The organism is Streptomyces corallincola, from assembly GCF_019104725.1.
GTDB classification, from domain to species: Bacteria; Actinomycetota; Actinomycetes; order Streptomycetales; family Streptomycetaceae; genus Streptomyces; species Streptomyces corallincola.
Genome location: NZ_JAHRXF010000041.1, coordinates 1 through 20,758, shown reverse-complemented (window position 1 = coordinate 20,758; position 20,758 = coordinate 1). Strand labels below are relative to the sequence as shown.

General features: G+C 72.3%; 16 protein-coding genes. 13 read left to right on the top strand and 3 right to left on the bottom strand.

Annotation, left to right across the window (positions count from 1 at the left end; translation table 11 throughout):
- The first annotated feature begins 82 nt into the window (after window positions 1-82).
- The 6 genes from KUM39_RS22085 (at window position 83) to KUM39_RS22060 (ending at window position 9,257) form a co-directional block, all read left to right on the top strand.
- Window positions 83-1,777 carry a DUF4192 domain-containing protein gene (locus KUM39_RS22085; protein ID WP_246620554.1) on the top strand — a complete coding sequence of 565 codons (1,695 nt, stop codon included), beginning with the start codon at window positions 83-85 and terminating at the stop codon, window positions 1,775-1,777.
- Window positions 1,778-2,112: 335 nt separating this feature from the next.
- A complete protein-coding gene (locus KUM39_RS22080; protein ID WP_217787487.1) occupies window positions 2,113-2,871 on the top strand; it encodes an NUDIX hydrolase in 759 nt (252 codons plus the stop codon).
- 144 nt (window positions 2,872-3,015) lie between these two features.
- The gene (locus KUM39_RS22075) at window positions 3,016-5,166 is read left to right on the top strand and encodes an ATP-binding cassette domain-containing protein (RefSeq protein WP_217787486.1); all 2,151 of its coding nucleotides are present in this window, start codon (window positions 3,016-3,018) and stop codon (window positions 5,164-5,166) included.
- Between the two features lie 162 nt (window positions 5,167-5,328).
- On the top strand, window positions 5,329-6,216 hold the full coding sequence (locus tag KUM39_RS22070) for a FadR/GntR family transcriptional regulator (protein ID WP_217787485.1): 888 nt from the start codon (window positions 5,329-5,331) through the stop codon (window positions 6,214-6,216).
- A gap of 542 nt (window positions 6,217-6,758) precedes the next feature.
- Entirely contained in the window at window positions 6,759-8,306 is a 1,548-nt protein-coding gene (locus KUM39_RS22065) for an RNA polymerase sigma factor (RefSeq protein WP_217787484.1), read from the top strand.
- A gap of 117 nt (window positions 8,307-8,423) precedes the next feature.
- The gene (locus tag KUM39_RS22060; RefSeq protein WP_217787483.1) at window positions 8,424-9,257 is read left to right on the top strand and encodes a serine protease; all 834 of its coding nucleotides are present in this window, start codon (window positions 8,424-8,426) and stop codon (window positions 9,255-9,257) included.
- A gap of 114 nt (window positions 9,258-9,371) precedes the next feature.
- Here the strand turns inward: KUM39_RS22060 and KUM39_RS22055 are convergent, their stop codons facing one another.
- Entirely contained in the window at window positions 9,372-9,602 is a 231-nt protein-coding gene (locus tag KUM39_RS22055) for a DUF7455 domain-containing protein (RefSeq protein WP_217787482.1), read from the bottom strand.
- A gap of 437 nt (window positions 9,603-10,039) precedes the next feature.
- On the opposite strand from KUM39_RS22055, the gene KUM39_RS22050 reads away from it, so the two are divergent.
- The 6 genes from KUM39_RS22050 (at window position 10,040) to KUM39_RS22025 (ending at window position 16,970) form a co-directional block, all read left to right on the top strand.
- The gene (locus KUM39_RS22050; protein WP_217787481.1) at window positions 10,040-12,163 is read left to right on the top strand and encodes a DNA gyrase/topoisomerase IV subunit B; all 2,124 of its coding nucleotides are present in this window, start codon (window positions 10,040-10,042) and stop codon (window positions 12,161-12,163) included.
- Window positions 12,164-12,387: 224 nt separating this feature from the next.
- Window positions 12,388-12,912, top strand: coding sequence for a DUF1453 family protein (locus KUM39_RS22045; RefSeq protein WP_217787480.1), 525 nt, complete (start codon window positions 12,388-12,390; stop codon window positions 12,910-12,912).
- Complete coding sequence (locus KUM39_RS22040; RefSeq protein WP_217787479.1) at window positions 12,909-14,060, top strand: sensor histidine kinase; 1,152 nt, start codon at window positions 12,909-12,911, stop codon at window positions 14,058-14,060. The genes KUM39_RS22045 and KUM39_RS22040 overlap by 4 nt, the downstream gene beginning before the upstream one ends.
- On the top strand, window positions 14,057-14,761 hold the full coding sequence (locus tag KUM39_RS22035) for a response regulator transcription factor (RefSeq protein WP_217787478.1): 705 nt from the start codon (window positions 14,057-14,059) through the stop codon (window positions 14,759-14,761). Before KUM39_RS22040 ends, KUM39_RS22035 begins: the two co-directional genes overlap by 4 nt.
- Window positions 14,762-14,829: 68 nt before the next feature.
- Window positions 14,830-15,381 carry a DUF485 domain-containing protein gene (locus KUM39_RS22030; protein WP_217787477.1) on the top strand — a complete coding sequence of 184 codons (552 nt, stop codon included), beginning with the start codon at window positions 14,830-14,832 and terminating at the stop codon, window positions 15,379-15,381.
- A complete protein-coding gene (locus KUM39_RS22025; protein WP_217787476.1) occupies window positions 15,378-16,970 on the top strand; it encodes a monocarboxylic acid transporter in 1,593 nt (530 codons plus the stop codon). The genes KUM39_RS22030 and KUM39_RS22025 overlap by 4 nt, the downstream gene beginning before the upstream one ends.
- Window positions 16,971-17,065: 95 nt before the next feature.
- Here the strand turns inward: KUM39_RS22025 and KUM39_RS22020 are convergent, their stop codons facing one another.
- Entirely contained in the window at window positions 17,066-18,007 is a 942-nt protein-coding gene (locus KUM39_RS22020; protein WP_217787475.1) for a ferredoxin family protein, read from the bottom strand.
- Window positions 18,008-18,060: 53 nt separating this feature from the next.
- Window positions 18,061-19,326, bottom strand: coding sequence for a citrate synthase (locus KUM39_RS22015; protein WP_217787474.1), 1,266 nt, complete (start codon window positions 19,324-19,326; stop codon window positions 18,061-18,063).
- A 112-nt stretch (window positions 19,327-19,438) separates the two neighbouring features.
- Between KUM39_RS22015 and KUM39_RS22010 the strand changes: the two genes are divergently transcribed.
- Window positions 19,439-20,644, top strand: coding sequence for a citrate synthase/methylcitrate synthase (locus KUM39_RS22010; RefSeq protein ID WP_217787473.1), 1,206 nt, complete (start codon window positions 19,439-19,441; stop codon window positions 20,642-20,644).
- The last annotated feature ends 114 nt before the right edge of the window (window positions 20,645-20,758 follow it).

Genomic DNA, 20,758 nt, shown 5'->3' with positions numbered 1-20,758 from the left:
CTCGGAGGTCGCTTGTCGTGTGCCTGACCTGAGTTATCCACAGGGTCGAGCAGGATTTCTTGATCTGCGAGATCGTCTGGGCATGACGAATCACAGCGAAACGACCGAACCGTTCGACAACTCCGAGAACCCGCACAACTCGCCCTTCCCAGACGACTTCTACGGCCTCCACCAGCCACCGGGGAACGACCGCCCGGAGGGGCCGGACGGACCGGAGGGCGGAGGAGGGAACGCGGGCGCGGGCGTGACCACGGGAGTGGACGCCGGTCCGCTCCCGGACCCGCTGGACGAGACGGCCGCGCACGACACCCAGGTCACCCTGCGCACCCCGGCCGAACTGGCCGACGCGCTGCCCTACCTCCTCGGATACCGCCCGGAGGACAGCGTCGTACTGGTCGCCCTGAGCGACCGGGACGGACGCGGCCGGTTCGGCGGACGGGCACGCCTCGGCATTCCGGCGGGCCCGGACGACTGGCCGGAGGCCGCGCGGCAACTGGCCCGCGGGCTGATCCGGGGCAGCGAACGCCGGGGCCGCCGCCCGCAGCGCATGGTGGCCTACGTCTGCCGGGAGCCCGGCCCCGCCGAGACCGGCCGGGACATCAAGCTCCGGCTGGAGCCGCTGATCGGCCTGCTGCGCACCGAGTGCGGCGAGCTCGGCGTCCCGGTGATCGAGGCGCTCTGCGTCTCCGACGGCCGCTTCTGGTCGTACTGCTGCGTCAACGAGAGCTGCTGCCCCGGCGAGGGCACCCCGATGGGCCTGCCCGGCACCTCGGTGCTCGCGGCGGCGGCCACCTACGCCGGTATCCAGGTGCGCGGCACTCTGAGCGAACTGCGCGCCCGGCTCCAGCCCTGGGAGACGAGCGCCGCCCTCGCCCAGGAGGTGGCGCTCGACGCGGCCGGGATGTCCCTGGTGCCGCGCATCCTGGACGACGCCGCCCGCGAGGAGGTGGCCGAGCAGACCCTCGGCCTCGCCGAACGCGTCATCCGCAGGTTCGCCGCCGCTACACCGGTGCCCGGCACCCTCGCGGCCGACCGGCGCGACGACGAGATCCTCGCCCACGACGAGGCCGCCACGCTCATCCTCGGCCTCCAGGACCGCACCACCCGCGACCGCGCGGCAGGCTGGATGGAGGGCGACGAGGCCGCCCCCGCGCTCAGGCTCTGGCGTGCTCTGGCCCGCCGCTGCGTCGGCCCGTACCGCGAACACGCCGCCGCGCCGCTCACCCTCGCGGGCTGGGTCGCCTGGTCCAGCGGCGACGAACTGGAGGCCCGCGAAGCCCTGGCGATGGCCCTGGGCGCCGACCCGGACTACCTCTTCGCCCGCCTGCTCCACCAAGCCTGCAACGAGGGTCTCGACCCGGAGTCCGTCCGCCGCTGCCTGCGCGCCGAACGCGCCGACCCGAAGGGCGGGCGACGTCCCTCGGGGCCGCGCGGAGACGGCCTGGCACACGCCGCCCGGACAGCCGTGCCGGAACACGTTTCCATTCCCCGCCAGCCCACGGCACTCCAGGCGTCCACGGCGCCCGAGACGCCCCCGATGCCGACCAACGCCACCACCGAATCCCGGCCCCCGTCCACCAGCACCCGGCGCCGCCGTCGCCCCCGGACCCTGGAGTCCGGCGACAGCGCCCCGCGCACCGAGACCGCCCGCCGCCGACCCCCGCACCCGCGCCCCCAGAGCGAAGGGAGCGCCCGTTCCCGCCCGACTATGGCCAAGGCGGACCCGGAGGCCGGGGCGAAGGCGGACGGCACGGAGGAGGCGTGCACGGAGAGCTGAGAGCGGGGGCGGCGGAGTCACCGAAACACGCGGAGGTGCGACCGCCTTGACGCGCCGAGTTCCGCCGCCCTGTAGGCGCCCCGAGGCCCGCCCGGACCCGCCTGCCGGTCTGTCACCCTGCTGTCGGCCCTGCCCGCGCCGTCGCAGCCCCCCTGCCTTCTCGGACCCGCCGCCCTGCCCGCGCCCCCGCGGCCCCCTGCCCTCTCGGACCCGCCGCCCTGCCCGCGCCCCGGCGCCCGCCCCCTCGCCCCCGCCCCGAAGTCCGCAGGGCGGCGCCCAGGTGAGAGCCCGACGAACGGAGTGTTTATCGTCAGGAAGACGACTATGATCGCCGCATGTCCTACGACCCGTCAGCCTTCCCGCCCTTCGCCGTCACCGTGGATCTGGTCGTACTGACCGTGCGCCGTCACGCGCTGTGCGCGCTGGCGGTACGCAGGGGGGAGGCTCCCTTCCAGGGGCGCTGGGCGCTGCCCGGCGGTTTCGTGCGGGACGACGAGGATCTGGCCCAGGCGGCGGCCCGCGAGCTGGCCGAGGAGACCGGGCTGTGCGCCCACGATCCGGAGGCCGAGGCCCAGGACAACGGCGCGCACCTGGAACAGCTCGCCACCTACGGCGACCCGGACCGTGACCCCCGGATGCGGGTCGTCAGCGTCGCCCACCTCGCCCTCGCGCCCGACCTGCCCGCACCCCGGGCGGGCGGAGACGCGAGCAACGCCCGGTGGGCGCCGGTCGAGGAACTGCTCGACCGGGCCGGTTACGGCCGGGACGGCGAACCGGCGGCCCCGCTCGCCTTCGACCACGCCCGCATCCTCGCGGACGGCGTGGAGCGGGCCCGCTCCAAGATTGAATACTCGTCGCTGGCCACGGCGTTCTGCCCGCCCGAGTTCACGGTCGGCGAGCTGCGCCGCGTCTACGAAGCGGTCTGGGGCGTGGCCCTCGACCCGCGCAACTTCCACCGCAAGGTGACCGGCACCCCTGGCTTCCTCGTCCCGACGGGCGGTACGACCACCCGCCAGGGCGGCCGTCCTGCGCAGCTGTTCCGGGCGGGCGGGGCCACCCTGCTCAACCCGCCGATGCTCCGTCCCGAGGTCTGAGGGGCCCGAAACCCGAACGGCGGGTGTGGGCCCACGCCCGTTCACCCGTCCGGCGCAGGTGACGGCCCCCCGACTTGCGCGCCACCGAAACAACAGATCGGGCGATACCCGGAAAACAGGACAAAGGGCACTATCTTCCTGAAGGTGATCGAGGCCTTCGGACTGACCAGCATCCCCCGCAAGGCGCACCTGTCCGCCCTGGACGACCTCTCCTTCGAGGCGCGCGCGGGCCAGGTGACCGTACTGCTCGGGGCGTCCGGCGCGGGCAAGACGACCGCGCTCCGGCTGATGCTCGAACTCCAGCAGGGCCGGGGTGTCACGCACTTCAGGGGCCGCCCCCTGCACCACATGCCCCACCCCGCCCACGAGGTCGGCGTACTCCTCGGTGACGTGCCCGGACACCCCGCCCGCTCGGTCCGGGGCCATCTGCGGATGCTGTGCGCGGCGGCCGGAGTGTCCGCCCGGCGCGCGGACGAGATGCTCGAAGCGGTCGGGCTGGTCAGCTTCCGCGAGGAGCGGCTCGGCACCCTCGCGCGCGGCCTGGACCGCCGCCTCGGACTGGCCTGCGCCCTGCTCACCGACCCGCACACACTCGTCCTGGACGCCCCCACCGAGGGGCTGTCCCCCCGAGAGGCCCGCTGGCTGCACGGCATGTTGCGCGCCCATGCCGCCCAGGGCGGCACCGTGCTCTGCACGACCGCCGACTCCAAGGAGGCCGCGCGCAACGCCGACCGGGTCGTCAGCCTCGACGCCGGTCGGCTGGTCGCCGACCAGGAGGCGGGGGACTTCGCGCGCACCCGGCTGCGCCCCCGCGTCGCCGTCCGCAGCCCGCACGCCGCCCGGCTCGCCGCACTGCTCACCAAGGAGGCGCGCGTCGGCCGCCGTTCCGTCGAGGTGATCAGCGAGGGCGGCAACCGCCTCTCGGTGTACGGCAGTACGACCGCCGACGTGGGCGACACCGCGTACCGGCACGGCATCCTCGTACACCAGCTCGCGGACGAGGTGGGCGACGCGGGCTCCCGCGACCGGCGGGACCCCCGGACCGGCAGCGGTGAACACCCCCGCGACGACCAGGCGCGAACGACCACCGGAGCCGGAGCACTCGCGCCGGAAGCGAAACGATCTTCCGCGGACGCCGAGCGCCACACCGCCGGAATCGAAGCCGAGGCCGAGGCCGGGGTCGTCGGCGCGACCGACACCGCGGACACCGGCGCGGGCAGGATCACCCGCCCCGAGACCGACCGGGCCGCCTCCGCACCTACCACCGCACCCGAACCCGGCACCGGGACCGCTCCCCGGAGCACCACCGCCGTGGACACCCTGCCCGCCCCTGCGACGGTCCCCGGTGCCCGCAACCGCGCCACCGGAGGCACCACCGCACCCCCCGCGCCCGCCGACCAGAACGCGCGGGGCGACGGCGACGGCGCCCCGGACGGGGAAGCGCCGCGGCCCCCCGCGCCCGCCGTGGCCGCCTTCGCCCTCGACCCCGCCTCCCCGCTCCCGCCCCCGATCGACGTCCGCCCCGCGCGCAGCCCGCTGCGCCCCCTGCGCTACGAGCTGCGGCGCGTCTCCGGCATCGGCACCGGCTTCCTGGTCTGCGGCGCCGCGCTGATCGCCTCCGTGCTCACCGCCGTTCTGCTCGCCCGGCTCGGACACACCCCGCAGGCGCGGCTGTTCGCGGCCTGGCCCGCCGGGTTCCCGCTGCCGCCCGCCGCGTTCGCCGCCGGACTGCTCGGCGCGCTGGCCTTCGGCGACGAGTTCCGGCACCCGGCGCTCGCCGCCGACCGGGGCACCGTGCCCCGGCGCCTCGGACTGCTCGCCGCGAAACTCCTGGTCTCCGGCGCCACCGCCGTCCTGCTCGCGTTCCTCACCCTCGGCTGCGACGCCGAGGTGCTCTACCTCCTGCACGGCGGCGAGATGACCCGTATCCCCGCCGACTGGCTCTCCGCGACCACGAGTTGGTTCGCGCTGGTGACCGGCTGCGCCTGGGCCGGTGTCCTCGCCGCCGGGGTCTTCCGCTCCACCACCGCCGGACTCGCCGCCGTGCTCGCCGTACCCGTGGTCGTCGTTCCCGCCGTGCACTGGACGCTGCGCGAACCGGCGGTGCGGATGGCCGCCGGACTGCCGGAACGCATGCGCGAACTCATGCTGCTCCAGTGGCCCTTCGGCGGCGAGCGCTACCTGCTCGCGCTGCTCCGCGTCGTCGCCCAACCCGTCGGCTGGGCCATGTCGTTGTCGCTCGCCGGACTGCTCGGCGCGTACCTGTTCGGCACGCTGCGCACCAGGGTCGGGTGACCGCCCGTCGGTCGCTTCCCGCCCGGGTCTGCGCACAACTCCCCGGAGAACGCACGCTTCTTTCCGATAAGGCGTCAATTACGACGGGGTGAGCGATCACCCTTTCGTGTGCTTTTCACCAAAGACCTCAAGGGAGTTGGAACCGGAGCCGACAAAGGTTCCGTGAGTACCCTTGCGCACACCATGATGACCGCCGCCCGCTCCGCAGACTCGGGTCTGACCGGACCGGGCGAACTCGACCGCTACCCCTACGCCGACGCCGCGATGGCCGACCGCGTCGCCGCACCCGTGTGGGACGGGGGCGACACCGAACTGGGCCGTGTCGGCCGCCGTACCGCCGGGAGCCGTGGCCGCGGCCTGCACGGCCAGCTCGTCCAGCAGCTCGGTCAGATGATCGTCTCGGGCGACCTCGGGGCCGACCGCCCGCTGGTCCCCGAGGAGATCGGCCAGCGTTTCGAGGTGTCCCGGACCGTCGTCCGCGAGTCCCTCCGCGTGCTGGAGGCGAAGGGGCTGGTCAGCGCTCGCCCCAACGTCGGCACCCGGGTGCGCCCGGTCAGCGACTGGAATCTGCTCGACCCGGACATCATCGAATGGCGGGCGTTCGGGCCGCAGCGCGACGACCAGCGCCGTGAGCTGAGTGAGCTGCGCCTGACGATCGAGCCGCTCGCCGCGCGTCTCGCCGCGGGCCACGGCCGCGAGGAGGTGCAGCAGCGCCTGTCCGACATGGTGGAGATCATGGGCCACGCGATGGCGCAGGGCGACGCCCTCACCTTCTCCCGTGCCGACAACGAGTTCCACGGGCTGCTCATCCAGGTCGCGGGCAACCGCATGCTGGAGCACCTGTCGGGCATCGTCTCCGCCGCGCTGCAGGTCTCCGGCGGCCCGGTCACCGCGTGCGACCGCCCCAACGAGTCCTGCCTCGCGGTGCACGCGCGGATCGTGGACGCGCTCGGCACCGGCGACGGTACCGCCGCCGAGACCGCGATGCGCCAGCTGCTGATCGTCCACCCCGAGGTGGAGCGCGTCGTCCCCGCCCCGCGCGAGCACTGACACCCGCGGCGGGCGGAGCGGTCGCCGGTACCCCGCGGCCCCGGTCCTCCGGTGGCGGCGGGAGAGGGAACCGGCCGCCGCCGGGCGGCGTCGGGCAGCGGGGGAGTCCGACGGGTCCGGCGGCGCGGCGATCGGCCCGGCGGTGGCCGCCCCGGTGGCGACCGGCCCCGCGGTGATTGGCCCCGCGCCGATCGGCCCCCGCGGTGATCGGTCCCGTGTGGGGTGATCGGTCCGGCGGTGGCTGGGGCCGTATGCCGGACGATCATGATCGACAGTGCGGCGATGGCTCTTTGTCCGTGTCTGCTCTTTTTTGATCGCCTACGCGGTGTGACTCGGGCCACGCAGATTGGGCGTAACGCTCCCGGAAGCAGTGCGATGACCTAAGAGGTGACAGTCGCGGAGGGAATACGGACGCCGTCACAGGCGCTGTGCATCCTCCCGGCTCCCGCCCGCTCCGTCGGCCCATCCCCAGGCCGGTGGTCGGCTCCGGTCCACTGTGGACGGGGCCGGAAGCCGCTTTCCAACGTTCCGAGAGGTTGTTCGTGTCGGCCAGCACATCCCGTACGCTCCCGCCTGAGATCGCCGAGTCCGTCTCTGTCATGGCGCTCATTGAGCGGGGAAAGGCTGAGGGGCAGATCGCCGGCGACGACGTGCGTCGGGCCTTCGAAGCTGACCAGATTCCGGCCACTCAGTGGAAGAACGTACTGCGCAGCCTCAACCAGATCCTCGAGGAAGAGGGTGTGACGCTGATGGTCAGTGCAGCAGAGCCCAAGCGCACCCGCAAGAGCGTCGCAGCGAAGAGTCCCGCCAAGCGCACCGCCACCAAGACGGTCGCGGCCAAGACGGTGACGACCCGGAAGGCCACCGCCACCACGGCGGCCCCGTCCGTCTCCGCCGACCTGGCCGACGACGACGCCACCGACGAGGCCACCCCCGCCAAGAAGGCGGCAGCGGCCAAGAAGACCGCCGCGAAGAAGACGGTCGCGAAGAAGACCGTCGCCAAGAAGACGGCGGCCAAGAAGACCACCGGCAAGAAGGACGACGCCGAGGTCCTTGAGGAAGAGGTCCTCGAGGACACCAAGGCCTCCGACGAGCCGGAGGGCACCACCGAGAACGCGGGCTTCGTCCTGTCCGACGAGGACGAGGACGACGCGCCCGCGCAGCAGGTCGCCGCGGCCGGTGCCACCGCCGACCCGGTCAAGGACTACCTGAAGCAGATCGGCAAGGTCCCCCTCCTCAACGCCGAGCAGGAGGTCGAACTCGCCAAGCGCATCGAGGCCGGTCTCTTCGCCGAGGACAAGCTGTCCACCGAGGACAAGCTTGCCCCCAAGCTCAAGCGCGAGCTGGAGATCATCGCCGAGGACGGCCGCCGTGCCAAGAACCACCTGCTGGAGGCCAACCTCCGCCTCGTGGTCTCGCTGGCCAAGCGCTACACCGGCCGCGGCATGCTGTTCCTGGACCTCATCCAGGAGGGCAACCTCGGTCTGATCCGCGCCGTCGAGAAGTTCGACTACACCAAGGGCTACAAGTTCTCCACGTACGCCACCTGGTGGATCCGGCAGGCGATCACCCGCGCGATGGCCGACCAGGCCCGCACCATCCGTATCCCGGTGCACATGGTCGAGGTCATCAACAAGCTCGCCCGCGTGCAGCGCCAGATGCTCCAGGACCTGGGCCGCGAGCCCACCCCGGAGGAGCTGGCCAAGGAACTCGACATGACCCCGGAGAAGGTCATCGAGGTCCAGAAGTACGGCCGCGAGCCCATCTCGCTGCACACCCCGCTGGGCGAGGACGGTGACAGCGAGTTCGGTGACCTCATCGAGGACTCCGAGGCCGTCGTGCCCGCCGACGCGGTCAGCTTCACGCTGCTGCAGGAGCAGCTCCACTCCGTCCTGGACACCCTGTCCGAGCGTGAGGCGGGCGTGGTCTCCATGCGCTTCGGCCTGACCGACGGCCAGCCGAAGACCCTGGACGAGATCGGCAAGGTCTACGGCGTCACGCGTGAGCGGATTCGCCAGATCGAGTCCAAGACGATGTCGAAGCTGCGCCACCCGTCGCGTTCGCAGGTCCTGCGCGACTACCTCGACTAGTCCGTTCGAGTGACACGAAGGCCCGGAACCCCGCGCGGGGCCGGGCCTTCGCGCTGCGCGCCTCGCGGCCCTGGATCACTGTGGGTGTTCCGATACGACCCGGAGTGAGGAGTACGCATGCGCCGCATCCCTGTCCGCGCAGTGGCCGCACCGCTTGTCCTGACGGCCGCGCTGTCCGCCATACCCCTGGTGGGAGCGGCGCCCGCGACCGCCGACAGCGTGGTGGTCGGAGGCTTCCCGATCGACATCTCCGAGGCCCCCTGGACCGTCGCGCTCACCAGCCGTGACCGGTTCGGGGGTACCCGGGCCGGGCAATTCTGCGGTGGCGTGGCGGTCTCCCGGACCACCGTGCTCACCGCCGCCCACTGCATGGGCGACGACGTGCTCGGCAAGCCGCCGAACCAGGCCCGCGACCTCAAGGCCGTCACGGGCCGCACGGACCTGCTGGGCAGCGGCGGCCACGAGATCGCCGTCAGGAGCATCAAGGTCAACCCGGCCTACGACCCCGGCACCAACGCCGGTGACTGGGCCGTGCTCACCCTCGCGGGGGAGCTGCCGAAGGACACGGTGGTCCCGGTGGCCGCGGCGGGCGACCCCGCCTACGCGCCGGGCACCAAGGCCCGCGTCTCCGGCTGGGGCGACCTCACGGGCGGCGGCGACTACGCGCGCCGCCTGCACGCGGCCGATGTGCACGTCCTGCCGGACGACGAGTGCGCCCGCGCCTACCCGGGCGGCCCCGAGGGCACCTACCGCGCCTCCTCCATGCTGTGCGCCGGGGAGGAGCAGGGCGGCCCCGACGCCTGTCAGGGCGACAGCGGGGGCCCGCTGGTGGCCGCCGGGAAGCTCATCGGGCTGGTGTCCTGGGGCAGCGGCTGCGGCCGGGCGGGCAGCCCCGGCGTCTACACCCGCGTCTCCGACGCGCTGCACGCACTGGACGTGCCGCAGGGCTGACCCGAGGGGGCCCGGAGCGGGCCCCGGACATGAGCACGGGCGGTCGCTCCCGAGAAGGGAGCGACCGCCCGTTCACCGGCCTGTGCCGGGGCTGGCTCGTCGTGTGTGCGAGGTTCAGCGCTCATCTTCGGACGTCGTGTCCGGAACGGCGGTGAGCCGCTCGGTCTCGTCCTGTATCTCAGCGGCGATCTTCTTGAGTTCCGGCTCGAACTTGCGACCGTGGTGGGCGCAGAAGAGCAGTTCTCCGCCGCTGAGCAGCACGACACGCAGGTATGCCTGGGCGCCGCAGCGGTCGCAGCGGTCGGCGGCCGTCAGCGGGCTCGCGGGGGTCAGAACAGTAGTCACGTCGCCTCTTCTCTAGCTCGACGAGCTGTCGTACCAGGGTCAACATCCAACCAGTCCGAAAACGTTCCCGCTCGTGGCTTTTCCTCGAAGGAATTTTTCCGGGGCGGCTGTCTGCTGCCGGTTGGCGGCGAAGGTGCCGTAGTGCGTCTTGGTGCGTACGGGTTCGCGCTGTCTCGGTTCACGTCCTGCCGGCCGGGTTGCCGGTTTGTTGTTGAGGACGTGCCCGGAGCCTAAATGGTTCATGCCTCCAATGGAACGTGATGTGTGCTTCACTCCATCGAGTGATCGAACGCGTATACGAGTCTGGACTAGGCTGTTTTCCCGACGAGGGTGGCGTTACAACGGCTCTACCAGGCCTCGGTACCCTCTGAGCGGCGACCGAAGCCGCCCCCTTACCCACAAGGGGGTCATCTGAAATTCAGCGAGGAGCGAACCGCGTGACCGCCGATACGTCCGTGCCGTCCACAGCGCTGCTGGCAGGAGCAGACCGGGACGGCTCCAACTACACCGCGCGGCACCTGCTCGTCCTTGAGGGCCTCGAAGCCGTGCGCAAGCGTCCCGGCATGTACATCGGCTCCACCGACAGCCGCGGCCTGATGCACTGCCTGTGGGAGATCATCGACAACGCCGTGGACGAGGCCCTCGGCGGCTACTGCGACCACATCGACGTCGTCCTGCACGACGACGGCTCCGTCGAGGTCCGCGACAACGGACGCGGCATCCCCGTGGACGTCGAGCCCAAGACCGGACTCTCCGGCGTCGAGGTCGTCATGACCAAGCTGCACGCGGGCGGCAAGTTCGGCGGCGGCTCCTACGCGGCCTCCGGCGGTCTGCACGGCGTCGGCGCCTCCGTGGTGAACGCCCTCTCCGCCCGCCTCGACGTCGAGGTGGACCGGGGCGGCAGCGTCCACGCCATCAGTTTCCGGCGCGGTGTGCCCGGCGCCTTCCGGGGCAACGGGCCGGACGCCGGGTTCGAGCCGGGCAGCAGACTCACCAGGGCCAAGAAGATCCCCAAGAACCGCACCGGCACCCGCGTGCGCTACTGGGCCGACCGGCAGATCTTCCTCAAGGACGCCAAGCTCGCCCTGGAGACCCTGCACCAGCGCGCCCGGCAGACCGCCTTCCTCGTCCCCGGCCTGACCATCGTCGTCCGCGACGAACTCGGTCTCGGCGAGGGCGGCAGCAAGGGCGAGGAGTCGTTCCGCTTCGACGGCGGCATCAGCGAGTTCTGCGAGTACCTGGCGAGCGACAGGCCCGTCTGCGACACCCTCCGCTTCTCCGGCCAGGGCACCTTCAAGGAGACCGTCCCGGTCCTCGACGAGCACGGCCAGATGACCCCGACCGAGGTCACCCGCGAACTCGGCGTGGACATCGCGCTGCGCTGGGGCACCGGGTACGACACCACGCTGCGCTCCTTCGTCAACATCATCGCCACCCCCAAGGGCGGCACCCATGTCACCGGCTACGAGCAGGCCGTCGTACAGACCCTGAACGACGTCCTGCGGGCCAAGAAGATGCTCCGCGTCGCCGAGGACAACATCGTCAAGGACGACGCCCTGGAGGGTCTGACGGCCGTCGTCACCGTGCGGCTGGCGGAACCGCAGTTCGAGGGCCAGACCAAGGAGGTCCTCGGCACCTCGGCGGCCCGGCGCATCGTGAACAACGTGGTCGCCAAGGAACTCAAGGCGTTCCTCACCAGCGCCAAGCGCGACGCCGCCGCCCAGGCGCGGGTCGTCATGGAGAAGGTCGTCGCGGCGGCCCGCACCCGCGTCGCCGCCCGCCAGCACAAGGACGCCCAGCGCCGCAAGACGGCCCTGGAGTCCTCGTCGTTGCCCGCCAAGCTGGCCGACTGCCGCAGCGACGACGTGGACCGCAGCGAACTCTTCATCGTCGAGGGCGACTCCGCGCTCGGTACGGCGAAGCTGGCCCGGAACTCCGAGTTCCAGGCGCTGCTGCCCATCCGCGGCAAGATCCTCAACGTGCAGCGGTCCTCGGTGACCGACATGCTCAAGAACGCCGAGTGCGGCGCGATCATCCAGGTCATAGGAGCCGGATCGGGTCGTACGTTCGACATCGACGCGGCCCGCTACGGCAAGATCATCATGATGACGGACGCCGACGTGGACGGCTCCCACATCCGCTGCCTCCTCCTCACCCTCTTCCAGCGCTACATGCGCCCGATGGTCGAGGCCGGCCGGGTCTTCGCCGCCGTCCCGCCGCTGCACCGCATCGAGCTGACCCAGCCGAAGAAGGGTCAGGACAAGTACGTCTACACGTACTCGGACCGCGAACTCCGGGACACGCTCATGGAGTTCCAGAGCAAGGGCGTCCGCTACAAGGAGTCCATCCAGCGCTACAAGGGCCTCGGCGAGATGGACGCCGACCAGCTGGCCGAGACCACGATGGACCCGCGCCACCGCACCCTGCGCCGGATCAACCTCGCCGACCTGGAGGCCGCCGAGCAGGTCTTCGACCTCCTGATGGGCAACGACGTGGCGCCGCGCAAGGAGTTCATCTCCAGCTCGGCCGCCACGCTGGACCGGTCGCGCATCGACGCCTGACCAACGCCGGCCGCGCCGCGTGGCCCGACCGTCCTCGCTTCACCCTCGGGTGGGCGGGTTCGGCCGGGCCACGCGGCTTTCTCCACCCGTGGGTGGAGAAGCCCCGGCTCCGGAATCCACCCCTGATCCACCCCTGCTCCGATCTTTCCGCCCGCCGGTCTCCGTACCTTCGAAAGGGTCGGCGGGCGCCCGCCCCCGGCTTCGCTCCACACACGGAGGCTCTGATGTCCGGGCTGGTCAACGCGCTGGTGATCGTCGCCGTCGTCGTCCTGGTGGTCGTGCGGCAGTTCCGCGCCCGGCCGGTCACCAACGACCGGCGCTGGTGGCTGCTGCCCCTGATCCTCGGGTTCGTCGCCCTGCGCGGAGGCGGCCTGGTGGACCCGCACCACCACACCGCGTCCGTCGCGCTGATCGCCGCCGAACTGGTCGTGGCCCTCGCCACCGGCGCCGGTTGGGCCTGGACCAGCCGCATGTGGACGGAGGCCGACGGCGTCGTATGGACGAGGAGCGGCCGGACCAGCGCGTTCGTCTGGATCGGCGGCATAGTCCTGCGCGTCGGGCTCTACGCCCTCGGCGCGCTGGCCGGGGTGCACCAGGACAGCGGCGCCCTCATCCTCGGCCTCGCCTGCACCCTGCTCGTCCGCGCCGGAGTGCTGGCCCTGAGGGCACAATCCACAGGCTCCGCGGCCAACCGCGTCCCGGCGTACGGTGACGGCATGCGAGCGGTACGGAAGGGGGAGAGCGTATGACCGAGAACGCGTGGACACGCTGGCCCTCGCGGGAGGCACTCGGTCGCACGGGAACCTCACGGCCCCGGCGCGTTCTCGCCTGGACCGTCCGGGGCGCGGCAGTCGTCCTGCTCCTGTGGGCCGGTCTGAACCGCAACCACCTCGGGGTGCCGGGCGCGCTCACCGCCGTCGCGGTCGTCCTGGTCACCGGCGTGGTCGCCTGGGGCTTCTACCGCACCACCTACGCCCACCGGCTGATCCCCTCCCTCGCGCTGATGGCGCTGCTGCTCGGTATCGCCGTCCTCGCCCGGACCACCGGGTTCGACGGACCCGCCTTGGTCCTCTGGTGCGGCTGCGGGATCTCGGCGCTGGAGCGGCTACCCCTCGGTGCGGCCGTCCCGGCCACCTCCGTGGCGCTGGCCTCGTTCGCGGCGTTCAACAACGACGTCTGGCTGACCACTGCGGCCACCGCGGCCGGAATGGCTCTCGCCGGATACGTGATGCGGCTGGACGCCGAGGCGCGCGGCAGCGCGCAGCGGCTGCTCGCCCAGGAGCGGGCCGCCCACGCCGCCGAGGCGGAGTCGGCGGCACTGGCCGAGCGGACGAGGATCGCGCGGGAGATCCACGACGTCCTCGCGCACAGCCTCTCCGCGCAGCTCGTCCACCTGGAGGCGGCCCGGCTGCTGATCGAACGCGGTGCCGAGCGCGAGCAGATCCTGGAGCGGGTGGTCGCCGCCCGGGGCATGGCCCGCGACGGTCTCGCGGAGACCCGGCAGGCGCTCTCCGCGCTGCGCGGCGAGATGACCCCATTGGAGGACTTCCTGGCCGGGCTGGTCGGCGAGGCCCACAGCGCCGAGATCGCGGTGACGGGCGACCGCAGACCGCTGTCGGCCGAGGCCTCCCAGGCGGTCCGCCGGGTCGCCCAGGAGGCGCTCACCAACGTGCGCAAGCACGCGCCCGGCGCCGCGGTGAGCGTCCGGCTCGACTACGGGCCGCACGAAGTCACCCTGGACGTGAGGGACTCGGGTGGCGCGCCGGGCGAACTGACGGGCAGCGGCGGTGGATACGGTCTGCTGGGAATGCGGGAGCGTGCCGAGCTGCTGGGCGGTTCGCTCGACGCCGGACCGGACGAGAAGGGGTTCGCGGTGACACTGAAGGTGCCGGTATGAACGGTACGGAGGGGATGAGCAGAATCGCGCGCGTGGTCGTCGCCGACGACCAGACCGTGGTGCGGGAGGGCATCGTGATGCTGCTCGGACTGCTGCCCGGTGTGGAGGTCGTGGGCGCGGCGGGCGACGGCGAGGAGGCCGTCCGGCTCGCCGGTGAACTCGCCCCGGACGTGGTCCTGATGGACCTGCGGATGCCCCGCTGCGACGGAGTGGAGGCCACCCGGCGCATCCGTGAGCGGTACCCGGCGACCCAGGTCGTGGTGCTCACCACCTACGCGGACGACGACTCGCTGTTCCCGGCGCTGCACGCGGGCGCTCGCGGCTACCTCACCAAGGACGCGGGCGGCGAGGAGATCGTCCGGGCCGTGCACAGCGTGCTCTCGGGAGAGGCGGGATTCTCGCCCAGTATCCAGCGCAGACTGCTGGAGCGGCTGTCGGAGCCCGCACCGGCCGCCTCACCACCCCCGCCGGGCACCGGACCGGCCGAGCCGCCCGACGGGCTGACCCTGCGCGAGACGGAGGTGCTGGTCCTGATCGCCGAGGGGATGAGCAACCAGGAGATCGCCCGGCGGCTGCACGTCTCCACCGCGACCGTGAAGACCCACATCAACAACCTCTTCGCCAAGACCGGGCTCAAGGACCGCGCGCAGGCGGTGCGTTACGCCTACGCGAAAGGTCTCGTCACGCTGCGTACGGAATAGGTCACTTAATGGAGTGAAGGACCCCCGGAATGGGGCCCGGAGCCCCTGACATCTGTCCATCCTGGAGCATGCAGTCAAGCAACGGTCGTTCCCAAGGCGCCGGGAACGCAACCGGGAGTTCTTCCGTGGACCGGTCGGAAGCCGGCACGGTCTCCCGCGACATGAAGTACGAGGATCCCTGGTACGACGCACTGGCCACGGGCTGGGGAGAGGCGGACGGACCCGGCGGGCCCGCGCGGACCACGGTCCCGGCCGCACGCACCGGTCCCACCGGTGCCGAGATCCGCGCGCGGAACGTCTACGTCGAGGTCCAGCGCAGCGCCGCGTTCCAGGAAGTGCGCAGCAGGTACCGGAGGTTCGTGGTCCCCGGTGTCATCGGATTCCTCGCCTGGTACGTGGCGTACGTGGTCACCGCGACCACCGCGCCGGGGTTCATGGCGCGGCCGGTGAGCGGCGCGGTGAACGTGGGCATGGTGGCCGGGCTCGGACAGTTCCTCACCACCTTCCTGCTCACCTGGGCCTACGCCCGGCACGCGCGGCTGCGCCGTGACCGTGCCGCGCTGCAACTCCGCTGGGACACACAGGAACTGACGCGCGGTGCGCAGGGAGGTGCCTCATGAGCGGCGACCACCAGATGCTGGCGGTGCTGCTGTTCAGCGCCTTCCTCGCCGTCACGCTCGGCATCACCACCTGGGTGAGCCGCAAGCGGCAGGGTTCCGCCGAGGAGTTCTACGCGGGCGGCCGTCTGTTCTCCCCGATGGAGAACGGCTTCGCCATCGCCGGTGACTACATGTCGGCGGCGTCCTTCCTGGGTATCGCCGGACTGATCTCCCTGTTCGGCTACGACGGCCTGCTCTACACCGTGGGCTTCCTCGTAGCCTGGCTGCTGGTGCTGCTGCTGGTCGCGGAACTCGTCCGCAACTGCGGGCGGTTCACACTGGCCGACGTGGTGGCCGCGCGGATGAGCGAGCGGCCGGTGCGGATCGCCGCCGGTACCTCCTCCGTCACCGTGTCGGTGCTGTACCTGGTGGCGCAGATGGTGGGCGCGGGCAGCCTGGTCGCGCTGCTGCTCGGCGGGACCAGCGGGGCGGCGCAGGCGTGGACGGTCATCGGCGTCGGCGCCCTGATGGTGATCTACGTGTCGCTGGGCGGCATGCGGGCCACCACCTGGATCCAGATCGTCAAGGCGGTCCTGCTGCTGGCGGGAACGATCGCGCTGACCGTGATGGTGCTGGTGCGCTTCCACGGCGACTTCGACCAACTGCTGGTCACCGCCGCCGAGCGCAGCGTGCACGGGAACGCCTTCCTCGCACCGGGGCTGAAGTACGGCGGCGACTGGACGGCCCGGCTGGACTTCATCAGCCTGGGCATCGCGCTCGTCCTCGGTACGGCGGGCCTGCCGCACATCCTGTCCCGCTTCTACACCGTGCCCACCGCGCGGGCGGCCCGCCGCTCCACGGTCTGGTCCATCGGCCTGATCGGCGGCTTCTACCTGATGACCATCGTCCTCGGCTTCGGCGCCGCCGCCGTGGTCGGGCCCGACGAGGTACGCCGCTCCAACGCGGCCGGGAACACCGCCGTACCGCTGCTCGCCCTCGACCTGGGCGGCGGAGCCGGTTCCGCGGGCGGGACCGTGCTCTTCGCCGTGGTGGCGGCGATCGCGTTCGCCACCATCCTCGCCGTCGTCGCCGGGATCACCCTGGCCTCGTCGGCGTCCGTGGCGCACGACCTGTACGCCTCGCTGCGGCGGCCGGGCGGCAAGACGCGCAGCGAGGTCGCCGTGGCGCGGGTCGCCGCCGTCGGGATCGGTGTCGTCGCCATCGGACTCGGGCTGCTCGCCCGTGACATGAACGTCGCCTTCCTGGTCGGGCTCGCGTTCGCGGTGGCCGCGTCGGCGAACCTGCCCGCGCTGGTCTACTCGCTGTTCTGGAGCTCGTTCACGACACGGGGCGCGGTGTGGGCCGTGTACGGCGGACTGGTTCCGGCGATCGGCCTGGTGCTGCTCTCCCCGGTGGTGTCCGGCAGCCCCGGCTCGCTCTTCCCGGGGATCGACTTCCAGTACTTCCCGCTGGAGAACCCCGGCATCGTCTCCATCCCGCTCGGCTTCCTCGCCGGGTGGCTCGGTACGGTCACCTCGGCGGAACCCGCCGACGAGGCCCGGCACGCGGAGACCGAGGTGCGGTCGCTGACCGGCGCCGGGGCGGTCTGAGGGTCAATGCCCGATCGTGGCGCGGCTGTTCCGGCCGCGCCACGATCCGTGCCCGGCCACGAGCGGTACCGCGGCACCGGTGCGCCGCGCTCCGTTCAGCCCGCCAGCGCCGGGGTCCGGTCCTCACGTACCGCCACCACGTCCATCCGGGCCGGGGCGCCGAGCACCGAGGCGCCGCAGCTCTCCGGGCGGGGCGGCAGGGAGGCGCCCTGCGCCACCGTCACGCGCCAGCGGCGTCCGTCGGTGTGCGCCACCGTGACCTCCCAGCGCGGCCCCCGGCTCTCGGTGGCGATGACCCGCAGCGAGTCCGCGCGGTACTCGCGCACCGCGTCGCGGATGGCCAGCTCCGCCGCCTGACCCGGCCGGTCCCAGGCCGAGCGGCCCCGGCACCCCCCGACCGCGACCCGCCCCTCTCGCGCTCCGCGCAGGGCTTCCCGCACCGTGCGGGCGTCCGCGCGGCCGTAGGCGTAGCCGTACGGCAGGACGAGCACGGTGGGGGAGAAGCGATGACCACCCAGATGGGTGACCTCCCAGATGCCCTGTTCCCCCGACGCGACCAGTTCGGTGGCGAGGGGGCGGCCCAGCAGAGCGCAGCAGCGATCGCGTTTGCCGTTGGTGCACACCAGAGCGAGCGGGTCGCCGGTGTGCGGTCGGCCGCCGAGCGCCGAGGCGAAGGAACGGGGGTCGCCCGCACCGAGCGCGGCGAAGTCCAGGTCGAGCAGGCGGCGGGGGTCGTCCACGGCGGTGCTGTGCAGCCACGCGTTTCCGGGAACGGTGTGGGCCACGTACACCTGGCGCTCGGCGGGCGTACGGGAGTCCGCGTGCGGGCCGGGGCGGCGGATCAGCGCGACACGCACCCCGGTGTTCCCGGCCGCCGCCTCCAGGGCCCGGCCCAGTGCCCGGTCCAGGTGGCTGGATGTGAGCGCCTTGACGCCCCAGGGGCCGGGCTGTTCCAACAGCAGCCATGTCCGCGCCTTGGCCGCCGTTCCGGAAACGGGCTCGTCAAGGCTGCTGGAGACGGTCGCGCACGCACTCACAGAGGTGAGCCTAACCTGACTCCGGCCGCGACGACTTCCGGCCGTCCCGTGTCCTATGCCGGGAGCGGCTGCGGGGGACGCGGGCCGACGTAATGGCCGGAGGGGCGCATGCGGAGGGGGCGTTCGCCGTACTCCTCCAGGACGTGGGCGATCCAGCCCGCCGTACGGGCCACCGCGAACACGGTCTCACCGGCCGTCGTCGGCATTCCGCAGGACACGGTGAGCACAGCGAGGGCCAGGTCCACGTTGGCGTGCAGCGGGGTGTGCCGGGCCGTCGTGGCGACGATGTCGCGCGCGGCGAGCAGGGCGGGTTCGGCGCGGGGGACCCCTTCCAGCAGCGCGAACAGCGCGGTGGCGCGCGGGTCCTCGCCGGTGTAGATCCGGTGGCCGAGGCCGGGGACCCGGCGCCCGGCGCGCAGTTCGTCGGCGATCACAGGGGCGGCGGTGCCCTCTTCCAGCACGTCGGCCAGCATCCTGTGCGCCAGGCCGCTGGCGGCACCGTGCAGCGGGCCCTCCAGGACGCCCAGACCGGCCGAGACGGCGGCGTAGGCGTGCGCGCGGGCCGAGGCGGCGACGCGGACCGCGAGGGTGGAGGCGGCCAGGTCGTGATCCACCAGCAGGGCGAGCGCCGCGTCCAGCACGCGCAGCGCCTTCTCGTCCTCCGGCGCGGCGGTCAGCCTGCCCCACAGCCGGTGGGCCAGCGGGCCGTCGTCCTCCGGTGCGTGCAGCACCGGGGGGAGGGCCGCGACCAGCGTGGGGATGAGTGCCCGCCCGGTGTTCAGGACCGCCTCCTCGGAGAGGTCGAAGCGCAGCGGGTCACCGGCGGCTGCCGCGATCGCCGCGACCCGCAGCCGGTCGGTGGGCGCGGTGTGCTCGGGCAGGGCGTGCACGGCGTACCGCGCGGCCTCGACGGTGGCCTCCGGGGCGGTGAAGGTCGTGCCCGGTGTCATCCGGCCGGTCCACAGCCACTCCGCGACCTCCTCGTAGGAGTGGCGTGCGGCGAGTTCCGTGGCATCGACGCCGCGGAAGTAGCAGCGGTCGTCCTCGATGAGGGTGATGCGGGTGCGGACGGAGAGTTCGCCGCCGGAGCCGGAAGCCCCCGCCGCCTCGCGGCGGTTGCGGCGGGCGAGGGCCTCGACCTCACCGGCGTCGAAGCTGCTGCTGCGGGCGCCGGGCTCGCGTCTGCTGCCGAGCAGGCCCCGGCTGACGTAGGCGTACACCGTCTCCGGTTTCACACCGAGCAGTTCGGCGGTCTCCCTGGTGGTCAGGCGTTGGCCGGGGCGTCCGGGACGTTCGGGAGAGGACTCGTGATCACGCATGGGGGTCACCGTAGTGGCATCTGTACACGTTGAACGTGTTAGTTGATCCAATCAATATTGACGCGGGAATAGTCAATCATGGACAGTCGAGTCACGTTCGAGGAGGCACACCATGACTGTCAACAGGACCGCACCACGTATCGACGTACCGCGAGGACTCGCCGGGGTCGTCGTCACCGACACCGAGATCGGTGATGTCCGCGGGACCGAGGGCTTCTACCACTACCGGCAGTACTCCGCCGTGGACCTGGCCCGCACCCGCGGCTTCGAGGACGTGTGGCACCTGCTCGTGCACGGCGCGCTCCCGGACGCCCGCGGCCTGGCCGCGTTCACCGCCGTGACCGCCGCGCGGCGCGCCCTGCCCGACGAGGTCCGAGCGGCGCTGCCCGCGATCGCCGCGGCGAGCCGGGTCTCCGGGCCGCTGTCCGGTCTGCGCACCGCGCTGTCGCTGCTCGGTGCGGCCGAGGGGCTCCAGCCTGTGTACGACATCGACGCCGGGCGGCGCCGGGCCGACACCGTCGCCGTCTGCGCTGCGGTGCCGACGTTGTTGACCGCGTTGTACCGGCTGGGGCAGGGACTTGACCCGGTCGAGCCGAGGGTTGATCTGTCGTACGCGGCCAACTATCTGTACATGTTGACGGGGGAGGTGCCGGACCCCCGCAAGGCCCGTGCGGTCGAGCAATACTTGATTGCGACCATTGACCACGGATTCAACGCGTCAACCTTCACCGCCCGCGTCATCGCCTCCACCGGAGCCGATGTCGCCGCCTGCCTCTCCGGCGCCGTCGGTGCCCTGTCGGGGCCGCTGCACGGCGGAGCCCCGAGCCGCGCTCTCGACACGCTGGACGCCATCGGCACCCCCGACCGCATCGACCCGTGGATCCGGGAACGCGTGCTGGCCGGTGAACGCATCATGGGCTTCGGGCACGCCGTCTACCGCACCGAGGACCCCCGCTCCCGGATGCTGCGCGGGATCGCCGAGGGGTTCGGCGGCCCGAGGGTCGCCTTCGCCGTCGAGGTCGAACGTCAGGTCACCGCGATCCTGGCCGAGTTGAAGCCCGGCCGGGAACTGCACACCAACGTCGAGTTCTACGCGGGCGTCGTCATGGAGCTGTGCGGGCTGCCGAGGGAGATGTTCACGCCCACGTTCGCCGCGGCCAGGGTGGTCGGCTGGAGTGCCAACGTGCTGGAACAGGCGGCCGACCCGAAGATCATCCGACCGGTCGCGCGCTACGTCGGCCCCCGACCGCCCGCAGAGATCCCGCCGACAGAGATCCCGCCCGCCCAGATCCAGCACGCCGAATCCGTGTCCGACTGACCAGCGCCCGCCCGCCCCCGCCCCCGCCGCCCCCGCCCCCCCGTCCGCTCCTCGCGGCCCGGTGCGCACGGGTGGACGTTCTGGACGACCAGGATACGAGGAACACACCTGCTC